We start from the raw sequence: 13,036 nt of genomic DNA, 5'->3' as shown, positions 1-13,036 counted from the left end.
ATAAATTTGTTCCAAATTCATTGCAATAGATGCGTTTATATGCTACAATTCGCAGGCCACTTTAATAAGCTTAATTATTCTTAATAACTTCTGATAATGAAAGAGAGAATCTCTGATGAATTGTGCAAGCTGTGGCGTGGTTGCCCCCTATAATGCAACAATATGCCCCAACTGCGGTGCCCCCTTCCCCATGCCAAACTCATATCCCCAGGTTCCTGATTATGCACCACAACAACCCAATAATGCTCCTCCTGCAACAGGATATTCATATCCGCAGCAAGGCTATGCCGCACCCGGCTACAATTCAGCGCAAGCAGGCTACATGGGTCAGCAGCAGAGCTACGCCTACGGCCAGCCTCAATATCCTCCACCCTACCAGCAAATGACGAACGTTACCGTGGTCAATAATGCACAAACGAGTAATACGCCCGTCATCGTAGAGGTCCTGCTCAATTTCTTTCTTGGCATCTATGGAGTCGGCTGGCTCATGGCGGGCGAAACCACTACCGGCATTGTCCTGCTCGTCTGTAGCTTCGTCGTTTACTGGCCTGTGTTGATCGGCCTCGCCGTATTCACTTTAGGGATTGGCCTCTTCTGCGATATCCCGCTCGTTATCGGCGCAGTCATCTTAAATGCCGTACTCCTGAACGGAGCCTTGAAGCGCCGTTACGCCCAGGTCACAGTGGTCCAGACAAGATATTAAATAATACAGATATCGCCTTCAATACCCAATTGTTACCCCTCTGTTTGTGGTGAAGCGCAACACTAAAAGTAAAGTAAGCGTTCTCTTGAGAGAGGGGAGCGAAGGTATGCTTGGCAAGCTCAGTAACACGCAAATCGAGAAAATGCTATACACGGAGATGATTGGGCGCCTTGGCTGTCATGCGGAGGGCAAGACCTATGTCTACCCCATCAATTATGTCTATGACGGCGAGTGTATTTATGGTTGCTCACTCGAAGGAGTGAAGCTTCAGGTGCTGAGAGCCCATCCCGAAGTCTGCTTTGAAATAGACCATGTGCAGAACCTTGCCAACTGGCGTAGCGTCATGGCCTGGGGCACCTTTGAAGAGCTTGAGGGAGAAGAGGCGGCACAGGCTGCTAACCTGCTGATGCAACGTGAAATGACTCTCATAGCCAGTGGCCAATCGGTTCACCAGATGCGTAAGGTCGATTCACAAGCCACCTCATTCGTCAGCGCAATCTACCGCATCCGCCTGGCAAAAAAAAATGGACGCTTTGAGATCGAGGATGATTAGAGCGCTACTGACCTACGCGCCTACGCCTCTGGGCCAGATGTAGTACCCTGCGTAGGCGCGTAGGTCATAGCGCTTCAGCTACGCGCTGGGGAAGCGGATAATCGTACGTGCGCCATCACCACGGCGCATACGCTCAAAGGCCGTCTCCAACTCATCAAGGGGAACTGTGTGGCTAACCATGCCTTCCACGCGCATACGGCCAGCCTGGATGCGCTTGAGCAGTGCGGGGACATCGGCGTGGAAGCGTGATGAACCATAGAAGCAGCCGCGAATGCTCTTCTCAATAATAAACTCAAAGGCGGGAAGTGTGATCGTTGACGTTCGCGGCGCAAGGCCAACCACAACTGCTGTGCCACCAGCGCGAATTAGACTCCAGGCCTGCTCTATCGTGCGTGGATTTCCCAGAACCTCGAAGGCCCAATCCACTCCAAACTGTGTGATGCGCCGGACCTCACGCAGGGCTTCCTGCTCACGCGAGTTAATAGAGTGTGAAGCCCCAAAACTCTGCGCCAACTTCAACTTCTCGGGATTGATGTCGATGGCGATGATGGGATAGGCACCCGAGAGGCTGGCCGCCTGGATTACGTTTAAGCCCACGCCGCCACAACCGATCACGGCCACGCTCTCACCTGGACGCACGCCAGCCGTGCGCTCAACGGCCCCTACGCCAGTCAGCACGGCGCAACCCAGGACCGCCGCGACCTCCATAGGCACGTCGGCGGGAATCTTCGCCGCGCCCTCCTGGGGAACAACCACATACTCACTAAAGCACGAGACCGCGAGGAAGTGGTGCAAGTTCTTATCGCCAAGGTGCATACGACTGGTGCCATCACGTAGTGTCCCCTGCATCCCCATGGCACCAGCGGTCGTGCAGAGATGCGTCTGACCACGTTGGCAAAAATAGCACCGCCCACAGGAAGGCACCCAGGTCAGGACCACACGATCCCCGACCTCGAAACCCGTTACACCAGGTCCAACCTCGGCGATGATGCCCGTGCCCTCATGTCCCAGCACAATCGGCATCGGCTCTGGCAGGCTGCCATCGCGCACATGCAGATCGCTATGGCAGACGCCCGCCGCCTCCATACGCACCAGGATCTCGCCCTGGCGTGGCACATCCAGCGTAATCTCCTCAATAACGACAGGCTTCCCCGCCTCATACAAGACAGCCGCTCGTGTTTGCATCATTGCACACTCCTTCGTTACTGCTCGTAAATATGTATCCATACATAAATCAGCAAGCCTGTCCATCTCCTCGTGCCAGGCTTACAGGCATTATACCGCATAAACGCTTAACTTGAGGTCTCGGAGCCGGTCCACATCTCTGTCATCTTGCCATCGGCAATGCGCACAAACCACATCACACCTGAGGTAATCTCTTTGCCTTGATGGGTTCTCTGGATAGTGGCACGAATCGCCACCATGTTGTCCTCACTCACTATGCTCTTGATCGTAATGCGAAAATCAGGGAAGGCGGCTCTCACCTGAGACAACGATTGCTTGACGCTATCAGGACCAGTTACCTCTGGATGTGCATGATCTATCCATGTAGGGGCAAGCACTTCGTCTGCCAGCTCCATATTTCCAGTGTTCCACATCTCCAGGTAGCGTCTCACAAGGCCTTTATTTGTTTCAATATCCATTTTTCATTCTTTAAAAAAATATTTGCTCTTCCTCATGAATATACTCCGTATACTCAGAGAGACCCTATTTATTAATAAACACTAGCCCATCTGTTATATACTACGTCTATTCTCGTGCTGAATCTCATCAGAAAGAAGCATGATTGCACCTAAAGCAAAGAGGCAAGGCTTTTATGACAAATCAATGACAAAAGAGGGCGCCAGAATTCACATCCCAGTCATCTTCCAACACTATACTTTCTCTATCTACAAGAACTATAAATTACTGCCTTTGGGGAAACTGAGCGCGAGGGCCATGGTCATGGCTGCCGCACTGGTTCCCACATAAGGATTGGTAAATTGAGAAAGAAATAAAGGAGATTGTATATGCACTGGGGTTCTGGCTTCTGGCCTGTGTTTCCATTAATCTGGGTAGGTATTATAGCGTTCTTCTGCTGGGGAGCCTCCCGCTGGTTTGGCTGGCGAGCCAGGCAGAGGCACTTTGAGATGCCTGGAGAACCGAACGCGATGGAGATCTTGCGCCGGCGGTATGCGCGGGGCGAGATTGATGGCACGACCTTCGACCAGATGCGCGAGCGCCTGGAGAGCTCAGCCCAACCTCGCTACTAGCCTCGGAGAAGCATCCTGAATGCCTTTCCCTTTCCTTATAGCTCGACCTCGCCACTCATAGCCAGGTCGAGCCCCTCTTTCTAAAAGAGTTTCCTGCTCTGCTGCTCATAAGCAAGACTCTATCAGCCAAAACTGCTCCCCCCAATGATATCGATAGGAGATGCCACACCTGCTGAGTCCAGGATGACAATTCCCTGAGCATCTTTGGGCCAGGAGATAGCGACGATAAACTGACTCATAGCTCTCACACTAAGACTTGCACCCCTCTCTACGTCCCAAAGGGTAAGCCTGGAGGGGGAAGCAGAGACCAGATGCTTTCCATCTGGAGACCAGGCCACGTTCTCAATATTTCCATATGTCTGCATGGAACTCTGAATCTGTAGCTTGCCACCTTGCAGCGACCAGATCTGTATGTTTCCCCCGGAATCGTAGCAAGCAAGTCTGGTGCTATCAGACGACCAGGCTTTAAGATAGCCCGATGCCGATACAGACCCTGATGTGCTTATCAGTGGATCGCCGGCCTTCTGTGCATCCCAGACATACAATTGATCCCCACCAATAGCAGCAATATATGCTCCATTAGGAGACCAGGTCAGCGAAGTTATATGACTTTGAACACCTGAATAGGAACGCACAACTTTACCATGATCGGATGCCTCATAAAGGACTACCTCATTTTGAAAATCCTCCAGACTACTACCACGAGCGCCGACAAAATAGCGATTGTCGGGAGACCAGGCTAGAAGGAATGTAAGGGGATCGCCTTTTGCATTAAAGACCGGGTAAGAGAAGAGTGGTGTATTCGTTGAAACATTCCAGGCGCTAAGATAACCAGCCATGTCCGAGATAAGCATATGTGTTCCATCGGGAGAAAAAGAGAAGTCGTTGGGCGCATGCTGCAATGAATAAGAGTGATTTATGGTACTGGAGGCTTTGTTAATCGCGAGAAAGTCAAAGCCATCGTTGTATACTATAGCCGCATTTTTCCCACTAGAGGAAAAGTTCGCGAAGCGCACCTGGGTATCTTTAGATGCAGGTTGCATAGCAGGCATAGCACTGTGTTTCGGCTGCCTGTACGAAAATAATCCCCTGGAAAGGTTGGCGCCCAGGACAACGACAGCCGTACCAGCGACGGCAACACCAAGAATAGAACGGCGTGTAAGACGCTTAGCCGGTTTCGGCTGCAACTGTGATTGAGGCGCCTGCATCTGCACCTGTCCCATGCCAGGCATTGGAAACGAACCCGGTGGAGGAGCCATAGAAGGAGTAAAGATAGGCTGCCGGGGCGATTGCATTGTAGGTTGAAGATTAGCAATTTCACGCAATATGCCTTCGACAAGTGTGATCGATGCGGGACGCCGCTCAGTGTGAAGCGAGATCATAGACATGACCAGGTCTTCAAGCTGGGTCGCACCAGGCAGGGCAATAAGCCGCAAGGGAGAGAAGTTAAAGGGATTGTCGGCGGGGTCGATGCCGGAGAGCAAATAGTACAGGAGCGCCCCCAGACTATAAATATCTGAGGCAGGCGAGGTCTGCGCCTTCCCGTACTGCTCAGGAGCGGCATAGCCTGGCGAGCCAAAGGGAATGGTATCCCTGGTCTGCCCGGGCTTAAAATGCCGCGCAATGCCGAAATCAATGAGATAGAGCTTGCGCCGCGTCGTCAACATAATATTAGCGGGCTTGAGATCGCGAAAAATAATAGCTGGCTGACGCGTATGCAAATAGTGCAGGACTGTACATAGCTGAAGCGCGATATCGAGAAGCTCAGGCAGCGGCAGAAGAGGCTCAGTGGAAGTAGGTGAGCGCGTTGCAGACTTGCGTTCGAGGTAGGCTTCCAGCGTCTCGCCATCAATAAAATCCATGGTGAGATACCAGTGCTCGGGATCGGTAAAATGGTGGTAGACGCGAGGAAGATTGGAATGCTTGAGAGTAGAGAGGAGCGCGACTTCACGGTTAAAGGCATCCGTTGCCTCAATAACCTGCTGAGAAGAGAGGCCGCGCAGATTAATTTGTTTCAGTGCCAGAATTGCGTCACTAGAATGGGTATCCGCGACTTTATACACAGCACCAAAGCCGCCAGTTCCAAGTTGAGAAAGCAGGCGATAGCGCCCCTGAATTAAGAAGGGCTGCTCATTCTCCACACTATCAGTCAGAGGTTGATCACAGGCAAAGCAGGCAGCCTGGTCTACATCATTCGCGGCTCCGCATTGAAGACAGTAAAGAACATCCGTTTTCATGCATATAATCCTATGATCTTCTTCCGAAACTCAATGTCACTTGCGTGCCTAGCGCTTCGCGCTCAGGGTCTTCGGATCAGAAGTATTTCCATTCCTCGCAGCAAATATTCATATCTATATATTCTAAAACAAAATTAACGAAATGTGTGTGGGTCATATGACCTATTTCGGCTCGAAAACTCACCGTGGTTAAGGTGTGGAGGTGTATAGCGTCGGAATTCGCCGACGTTATACACCTCCACACCTTAACCTAAGCGCCGCAGGCGCGAACAGGTAAGACAAATTAGGGCATTAAATTCTTTGAAATAATTGGATATACTACCAGCTGCATTACATGTTTCTATTTCACCTTAAATCAGGGAAAGGGAAAGTGCCTGCATGCGTCTCTCACTACCCACATTTAAGCCTCGTCAGACCAGGAGTGCGCCGAATAAGAAGAATCATGAGCAACAGGAGGAACCATTCCAGATCTCCCATATCTTTAAGTCGCTAGCCCAGTTTCCCCAGGCCATGGGCCGGGTCTGGCAGGCCAGCAAACGCCTGACTTTGGGGATGCTGATCCTCTCCACCATTCGCGGCTTCCTGCCGGCCTGTAGCGCCTTGATCGCGAAGATGGTGGTGGATAGCGTGGTTCATGGTATTCAGACTCATAGTATCTCGCCGCTCTGGTTGCCGATTGTCCTCCAGTTGATTGTAAGTCTCTTTGATCGCCTGCTCTCTCGCTCGAGCCTGGTGGTACAACAGCTCTTGCAGGATCGCACCTCCAACCATATTCAACTACTTATATTCGAGAAGGCCAATACCCTCGACCTGGCCTTCTTTGAGCAGCCTGAGTTCTATGATAAACTACGCACCGCCTCCAGCGAGTCCTCCTATAAGCCGGTACTGATGGTGGCGCTGGTCTTTGAGACGCTACGCACAACGATCACACTCATCTCGATGCTCTTCCTACTGATTCAACTGGCCTGGTGGCTGACCACCATCGCCCTGGTCGTACCCATTCCCTCCTTCCTGGCGAGCGCAAAATATGGCTGGTATGATTACCGGCGCATGATTCGCCAGTCGCCAGAGAAGCGCAAGATGAACTATTACAACCAGATCCTGACCGTCGATCTCTTTAACAAGGAACTCAAACTCTTTAGCCTGGGTGAATTCTTTGTTGAGCGCTACCGCCAGCTGGCAGCGGGGCCAGCTCGGTCATCGAGAAACTGCCCTCAGGCTATGAGACCACGCTCGGCAAATGGTTTAAAGAAGGCGTACAGCTCAGCGGCGGTGAATGGCAAAAAGTGGCCCTGGCCAGGGTCTTTATACGCGAGGCCGGGCTACTCATCCTCGACGAGCCAACCAGCGCCCTCGATGCCCAGGCCGAGTACGATCTCTTCGAGCGCTTCCGCGAGCTGACACAGGGCAAGACCGCACTCTTCATCAGCCACCGCTTCAGCACAGTACGCCAGGCCGACCGCATCTTTGTGCTGGAGCATGGTAGCCTACAGGAAAGCGGAACTCATGAAGAGCTAATGCAACTGGCCGGACGCTATGCCCACCTCTTCAGCCTGCAAGCGGCGGCCTATCAGTAATCGGAGGCCCTTCGCGCAGGCCCTGATTGCTGCTGGTTTACAGGCTGGCGAGCGGGTCGCGCTCTTTCTAGAGAATAGTCCGGCCTTCGTCGTGTCATATCTGGGAACGCACCTGGCGGGCGGAATCGTGGTCCTGGTCAATACCCAGTATCGCCAGGTGGAGTTGAGCCATATCATGAATGACGCAGGGGTGCGCTTCTGCATGACCAGCTCCTTACGCGCGCCGAAACGGCGCACGATGGTCGCAGTGGGTCCCTTCGTTGTGGATCTAAAGTACTCCCAGCACGCCAAGCTTCATTCTGGCTGGTTTACCGTGCCAGGTCCGACCTCAAAGGGACTGGAAACCCCTTCATACGCCAGGTGAAGGATCATCCCCGCCGCCGCATGATTGAGGTTATGACAGTGATCCATCCATATCCCCGGATTATCGGCACGAAAAGCAACTTCATAGCTTTCTCCCGGAGCGACGTTGAGCGTATCAACCCACCAGGGACTTCCCGTGACAGGTCGCCCATTGTAGCTCAGCACCAACATATGGTGTCCATGCAGATGCATTGGATGATCCATCCAGCTTCGGTTGACAAAGCTCACTTTGACCAGATCTCCTTCATGCACCATCAGCATCGGTGTATTGGGAAACACTTTTCCATTGATGGGCCAGAGGGATGCCATTTTGCCATCATAAAAGCCATACATATCATCAAGGACAAGCGAGAATTCCTTGTCAAAGTGACTTGACAGACTAAATGGCGTCTGTTGTGGACTCCCATATGTGGCTGGATTGAAGACGGGACCATCTGCCAGCGCAGGGGCGTTCCCTGTCCCGTCTCGGCTCAGGAGTAATCCCACTTTTGAACTCTTTTGCAGCCAATCGAGCGACACTGTCGTATCTGGCATCGTAAATTGAATATCATACCGCCCGCCAGCGGCGACCAGAAGCCGTTGCCTGGTCAGTTCTGTAGGAGCATGCAGATCCGTCCCATCGATAGCAATTACTTTAAAGGAGGTGCCAGAGAGGACAAAATTGATCGGGAGGCTATCGGTATTAATCAGGCGTAAGCGAACAGGAGTCCCCGGCTGTACGGCCAGCCGTTTTAACGTATCGAACGTATCAAATGCCTGCTGATAGCTTCCCTCCTTTGTTGGCCAGCTATGAGCAAGAACCGGGATATCCTTTCCGGTGAATGAATCGTCTCGTGGGAGCACGATCAACGCGCCAAACAGTCCCTTCTCTACCGCTTCTTGAGACGCTTGATGTGAATGATACCAATACGTTCCTGGCTGGTTCTTTACCACAAAACGATAGGTAAAGCTCTCTCCCGGCTGAACGGCATTTTGTGTGACCCCGGCAACGCCGTCTTCTGCATTTGGGACATCCAGACCATGCCAGTGTAACGTAACTCCTTCCTTGGGAAGCTTGTTGATCAGTTTTACCTCAACCAGATCGCCCTGATGAACCCGCAATTCTGGCCCTGGGAGCTGTCCATTAAAGGTCCAGGCATTGACCGTAGCCCCAGAACTTAAGCGCATCTGCGCCTCCTGCGCAACGAGGGTGAAACGCTCATTAGGCTCTCCACTCTGCGGTCCGACAAGGCTGGTCACAGAAACGTCATTTTGCTGACTATGTTGCATATTGTGACCTGTCATATCGCCCGTCATATTGTCCATCATATTGCCTGTCATAGGGATGCGATCAGGAAGGCGACTCGCTTGAACGGACCAGGAAAACCAGCCGGTCAGGCAGAGAGCTACTACCGCGAGAACAATCACAATGCGTAATGGAAGGTGCCACCATCTCACCCGCGTTTCTGCCAATTGAGGTGTCTTCCTCCCATTGGAGAAGAGAGGTAGCTTCTTTCCAAATGTATACCAAAACCAAAGAACAACACAAAAGAGCGCAAACAAAATCAGGATAAGAGGCAAAGACGAAGGGTCGGTGTATATAAGCGTAAGGTAGGTGTCGAGCACAACACCAACGACTGTTATCAGAGTTGGTACCAACAAAGCCGGTGCCGCAGCATCTTGTTTGGCAGGTGACTCTCCATCTTGCGGGAGGTTACGCGACATTCTGCGCAAGAACGGAAACGAGAAAAGGAGAACGGAGAGAGCCGGCAGAAACAGCAATGGGAGGTCCAGAAGCATTCTCTCCTGAGCAAAAATCCAGCCAAAGAGGGCCCATTTAGCAACAACAGCCCCAACTTTATCAGCACATGCAGTTCAGAGAATCCCAACCAGAACAAACTTTTCCGTATTCCCAGCCGTCGCCTCCTGAGGGACACCCGTTTGGGAAGAAGAAAAACCTGAGATCCAGCAATGATCCATACTATAAGCAGTAGAAAAAGAATGATATCATCAACAAAGTGAATTGATACGTACATATATTCCTCCATACGTGTTGTTTTCCGTATTGCAATCAGTCAGACTACTGAGACACTAAGACGTCTTCCTCCTGCGCAAAGGCTTGCAGATCTTCAAAAGAGCGGGAAAAGTCGGGGATGATCTCATCGAGGATCGCCTCGAAGCGTTGAGGATAGCCCTGGAGAAGCTCTGCTAGCAGTTGCCGCTCCTCTGAAGCTTCTCCCACAGCGAGTAAAGTGGCGAGCACGCGTGCATTAATCACTTCGCGTGGTGAGATCAGCAGTCCCATTCATCAAGAAGTTTTTGAGCATATACGTTTGCCCCAGCATTCCTTTTTGGATCAATTCCCGATCAAGCACCGGGCCATATTTGAGATACAGGTCGAGATACAATTGGATTAACCTGACGCCGCGCAAGGGCGAGGAACCCGTATAGGTCACTCCAGGCGTATTGAGATCAGAGACACTACTGAGCCACCAGGCCGGGGCAATGGCCTCCTGCATGCGCTGGAGCGCATACCGTTCAAAGCCGGGGTGAGGATAGCTCTGCTGCTCGTGTAAACAACGCGCCAGGGTCTCCGCCTCAATCGCGGCCACGCTCATGCCTTGTCCGTAGATGGGGTCAAAATTGCAGAAGGCGTCTCCCATGACCAGCAGACCAGTGGGCCACTCCTCCATCTGCTCAAAGTGATGGCGCACACACACCGGGATGCGGTAGCCGCGCGGATCGTTCAGTGGCTGAGCGTCTTGCAACAGTGTGGGCAGGTATGGCCCAATGACGACGGCGAGTCGTTGCTCAAACGCAGCAGCATCGGTAGGAGGATACTGGCCTCCGATATTGCCGATGATCACGGCGCAGGTGTGGTTCTCAAGGAGCGAGAACGCGACCCCATCGCTCTGAGAGAACGGTTTGAGCGCGGTACTCCACTCGTGATGCGCGTCTGGCGGGAACTGGTAAGAGCGGGTGCTATAGCCAATGGCGGAATGGACCTGCTCATCCTCAGGCAGAGAATAGCCCAGTTCCTGGAGCCAGTGGGGAGTTTGGAGGAACATCCACTGGCGTCAACGATCAGGTCCGCAGCTAAGGTTGTCCGTTCGACGAGTTGTCCATGCTCACGCACGCAGATCCCCGTGATACGTTTGCGGTCAGGTGACGCGACGAGGCCAATCACGTCCTGATGAGACAGAAAACGCACGCCTGCAAGCGCCTGCACCCGCTTCCGTATTTCCCACTCCAGCAGAGCCCGGCTACACGATACATCCTTGCCCGTCGCGTTGGGAGCGCTGAGGGCCGTACGTCCATCCTTGGCAATCAGAAGACTTTTGGTATGCTCCAGCGAGAAAGCTCCGTGCTCAAGCAAGCCATCAAGAAAACCAGGAAACAGGCGTTCCAAAATCATCTTGCCACGTGGCAACACCCGATGAAGATGATGGGACTGTGGTGTGCCTGCACATGGTCGAGGTTCTGCGGGCAATGCGTCTCGTTCTACCACCAGCACCTGCTCATAATACTCCGCAAGAGCTCGTGTCGCCAGCAAGCCAGCGATGCCTGCACCAATCACCACTGCCTGCCGTGGCTTTTCTTGCGTTTCTGTTGTTGTTCCATTCTGCATATCTATAGCACCTTTCTTATTCTTCTACTTCTTTTTCTGCAACCAGATCTCCTAGAAGCCAAGCTGCTGCTTGACCAGGACCATCGTGATACGACCGGGCTCGTGCTCTACATTGATGGTCAGGCGAATCATAGACCGCTGCACCATCGGGGATCAGGTCAAGCACATACTTTTGTGCTTCTTCGCCGGTCTCAAAGATGACCGCTTGTATGCCGTGCGCTTGCAGTGCCTGGACGGTTTTCTCTATCTGCTTCTCTGATGCCAGTTGCGTGAATTCGGACTGTGATAGGTTGGGAGTCATTGAGATGGTTTTCCCTTTCTTGTCTTTGGTCCATTTTGAGATGAATCCGATGGAAGCTTGCTAATAACTCTGTTGATGAGTTATCCCCTCTCACCTCATCTGGTCGATCCTCTCGTTGCTGAGAGAAGCGTTCATCAACAGAAGAAAGGTCCACAGGTGATCAGATTCATCTCAAAATGTCTCTTCAATTATGGCTATGGCTTGAGGTCGAGCACCGCTTTGCCATGCTCCAAATCGACAGGCACCGAAGCCTGCATGTGTACGATCAACCACTTGCCGTTGATCTTCTGGAAGCAAGCGGTCCAACGCAACCAGTTACCGATCTTCTGCCCATTGGCCATGGTTGCGCTCAGCCGGTTGAAGCTGTGGGCGAATGCCACGTTATCGCCCACTGTGATGGACAGGTCAACAATTTCATAGTTGATCGGACCCGGAAACAACGAGAGCGCCTCTCCCCAATGTTTCCTGTATGTATCTGCTCCCACGTATTGCAGCGGGGGCACGATATCGAACGACACCAGTTCGGGCGCGTACATGGACATCACCCCATCGAGGTCCTTCGCCCGAAGCGCCTCGACCCCACCCTCGATGACCCTTTTGATTTCGGCCTCATCGTTTTTCTTGTTGTCTTCAACGGTCATAGTTTCCTCCGCTGCCTGGGGCGCCGAGCCCGCAAGCGGTGTGGTGTCAAGGTATCTGACCTCGTAGACGCGCTCGGCGAACTTCCAGCCGTCCTCAGTGCGCTGGTAGCGGTCATGGTACACGGCATAGTTCAGCCCGGACCTGCCGTCGCGCAGGCGCGCGAGCTCACAGATGTAGGCCCGGCCGACCGCGGTGGAGCCCTCCAGCTGGATCGTGCCTGGATGTGTAGTTTGCACGAAGTAGTCCCACTGCCCCTGCAATCGTTTGCTCCCGGCGCGGATCTGCTCCCGGCCAGTGAGTTCGACGATGGGGGGTATCCGCCACACGCCGTCCTCGGTGAACAGCGACGCCAGGCGGTCGGGGTCACGCATCATCACTGCGTCAGCGAACTCGCCGCGCAACGCCTCGATCTCGAAGCGATCAACAATACTCTCTAAATTGCTCATTGATTTTCTCCTTCGTCTGAGTGCTTCAATCGCCATGACCCCTCGGAGTCACGCGTACACCATCTGTCTTTCACGGGCGATCTCGTGCCTGCTCACGCACCTTCCGCCTGGCTCGTTTCAAGCGAGAGCAGCACCAGGCCAAGCTGGATGAGCTGTAAGAGTACCCCATAGAGCGCTGACTGATCCGGCAGCACTCCTGAGAGCAGCGTGGTACCAGTCTCCTGCTGCTCGATGTGTAAATCCCCCAAACCGGTCTTGCCAGGATGGGTCCAGATGTCCCTGGATGCGAATGCGGTAGTACATCGGTCTCCTCCTCTGTCTAAGTGGAGTGCTCTGTTCTCTTGGAGAGTATAAA

14 protein-coding genes and 3 pseudogenes are annotated in these 13,036 nt (G+C 52.9%); 6 read left to right on the top strand and 11 right to left on the bottom strand.

What is annotated here, in order from left to right:
- The first annotated feature begins 115 nt into the window (after positions 1-115).
- On the top strand, positions 116-703 hold the full coding sequence (locus tag JMJ16_RS46525) for a hypothetical protein (protein WP_201392736.1): 588 nt from the start codon (positions 116-118) through the stop codon (positions 701-703).
- Positions 704-809: 106 nt separating this feature from the next.
- The gene (locus tag JMJ16_RS46520; RefSeq protein WP_201392734.1) at positions 810-1,256 is read left to right on the top strand and encodes a pyridoxamine 5'-phosphate oxidase family protein; all 447 of its coding nucleotides are present in this window, start codon (positions 810-812) and stop codon (positions 1,254-1,256) included.
- A 78-nt stretch (positions 1,257-1,334) separates the two neighbouring features.
- Here the strand turns inward: JMJ16_RS46520 and JMJ16_RS46515 are convergent, their stop codons facing one another.
- Together JMJ16_RS46515 and JMJ16_RS46510 are read right to left on the bottom strand one after the other, a co-directional pair.
- Entirely contained in the window at positions 1,335-2,444 is a 1,110-nt protein-coding gene (locus JMJ16_RS46515) for a Zn-dependent alcohol dehydrogenase (RefSeq protein ID WP_201392732.1), read from the bottom strand.
- A 104-nt stretch (positions 2,445-2,548) separates the two neighbouring features.
- On the bottom strand, positions 2,549-2,899 hold the full coding sequence (locus JMJ16_RS46510; protein ID WP_201392730.1) for an ester cyclase: 351 nt from the start codon (positions 2,897-2,899) through the stop codon (positions 2,549-2,551).
- 366 nt (positions 2,900-3,265) lie between these two features.
- On the opposite strand from JMJ16_RS46510, the gene JMJ16_RS46505 reads away from it, so the two are divergent.
- Positions 3,266-3,508: an SHOCT domain-containing protein gene (locus JMJ16_RS46505; protein ID WP_201392728.1), complete on the top strand. Its 243-nt coding sequence runs from the start codon at positions 3,266-3,268 to the stop codon at positions 3,506-3,508.
- 122 nt (positions 3,509-3,630) lie between these two features.
- Here the strand turns inward: JMJ16_RS46505 and JMJ16_RS46500 are convergent, their stop codons facing one another.
- The gene (locus tag JMJ16_RS46500) at positions 3,631-5,745 is read right to left on the bottom strand and encodes a WD40 repeat domain-containing serine/threonine protein kinase (RefSeq protein ID WP_201392726.1); all 2,115 of its coding nucleotides are present in this window, start codon (positions 5,743-5,745) and stop codon (positions 3,631-3,633) included.
- Positions 5,746-6,123: 378 nt separating this feature from the next.
- Between JMJ16_RS46500 and JMJ16_RS46495 the strand changes: the two genes are divergently transcribed.
- The 3 genes and pseudogenes from JMJ16_RS46495 to JMJ16_RS57645 form a co-directional block, all read left to right on the top strand.
- A complete protein-coding gene (locus JMJ16_RS46495; RefSeq protein ID WP_201392724.1) occupies positions 6,124-7,146 on the top strand; it encodes an ABC transporter ATP-binding protein in 1,023 nt (340 codons plus the stop codon).
- Entirely contained in the window at positions 7,032-7,322 is a 291-nt protein-coding gene (locus JMJ16_RS46490; RefSeq protein ID WP_201392722.1) for a hypothetical protein, read from the top strand. Before JMJ16_RS46495 ends, JMJ16_RS46490 begins: the two co-directional genes overlap by 115 nt.
- 10 nt (positions 7,323-7,332) lie before the next feature.
- Positions 7,333-7,545: pseudogene (locus JMJ16_RS57645) on the top strand (AMP-binding protein); the annotation flags it as partial.
- A 71-nt stretch (positions 7,546-7,616) separates the two neighbouring features.
- Here the strand turns inward: JMJ16_RS57645 and JMJ16_RS46480 are convergent.
- The 8 genes and pseudogenes from JMJ16_RS46480 to JMJ16_RS46445 form a co-directional block, all read right to left on the bottom strand.
- Positions 7,617-9,137 (bottom strand): multicopper oxidase family protein, encoded by a 1,521-nt coding sequence (locus JMJ16_RS46480; RefSeq protein ID WP_201392720.1) that lies wholly within the window; start codon positions 9,135-9,137, stop codon positions 7,617-7,619.
- Between the two features lie 607 nt (positions 9,138-9,744).
- Positions 9,745-9,969 (bottom strand): hypothetical protein, encoded by a 225-nt coding sequence (locus tag JMJ16_RS46475; RefSeq protein WP_201392718.1) that lies wholly within the window; start codon positions 9,967-9,969, stop codon positions 9,745-9,747.
- Positions 9,935-10,531, bottom strand: coding sequence for a hypothetical protein (locus JMJ16_RS46470; RefSeq protein WP_201392716.1), 597 nt, complete (start codon positions 10,529-10,531; stop codon positions 9,935-9,937). Before JMJ16_RS46470 ends, JMJ16_RS46475 begins: the two co-directional genes overlap by 35 nt.
- Positions 10,528-11,292, bottom strand: coding sequence for an NAD(P)/FAD-dependent oxidoreductase (locus tag JMJ16_RS46465; RefSeq protein ID WP_201392714.1), 765 nt, complete (start codon positions 11,290-11,292; stop codon positions 10,528-10,530). The genes JMJ16_RS46470 and JMJ16_RS46465 overlap by 4 nt, the downstream gene beginning before the upstream one ends.
- Positions 11,293-11,308: 16 nt before the next feature.
- Complete coding sequence (locus tag JMJ16_RS46460; protein ID WP_201392712.1) at positions 11,309-11,593, bottom strand: LUD domain-containing protein; 285 nt, start codon at positions 11,591-11,593, stop codon at positions 11,309-11,311.
- A gap of 194 nt (positions 11,594-11,787) precedes the next feature.
- Positions 11,788-12,192, bottom strand: a pseudogene (locus JMJ16_RS57640) (nuclear transport factor 2 family protein); the annotation flags it as partial.
- Between the two features lie 45 nt (positions 12,193-12,237).
- Positions 12,238-12,681, bottom strand: a pseudogene (locus tag JMJ16_RS57635) (nuclear transport factor 2 family protein); the annotation flags it as partial.
- A 92-nt stretch (positions 12,682-12,773) separates the two neighbouring features.
- Positions 12,774-12,929: a hypothetical protein gene (locus tag JMJ16_RS46445; RefSeq protein ID WP_307813414.1), complete on the bottom strand. Its 156-nt coding sequence runs from the start codon at positions 12,927-12,929 to the stop codon at positions 12,774-12,776.
- Between the last annotated feature and the right edge of the window lie 107 nt (positions 12,930-13,036).

This window comes from Ktedonobacter sp. SOSP1-52 (assembly GCF_016587395.1).
The sequence above is the reverse complement of the archived record's forward strand: the minus strand, read 5'-3'. Positions and strand labels throughout refer to the sequence as shown.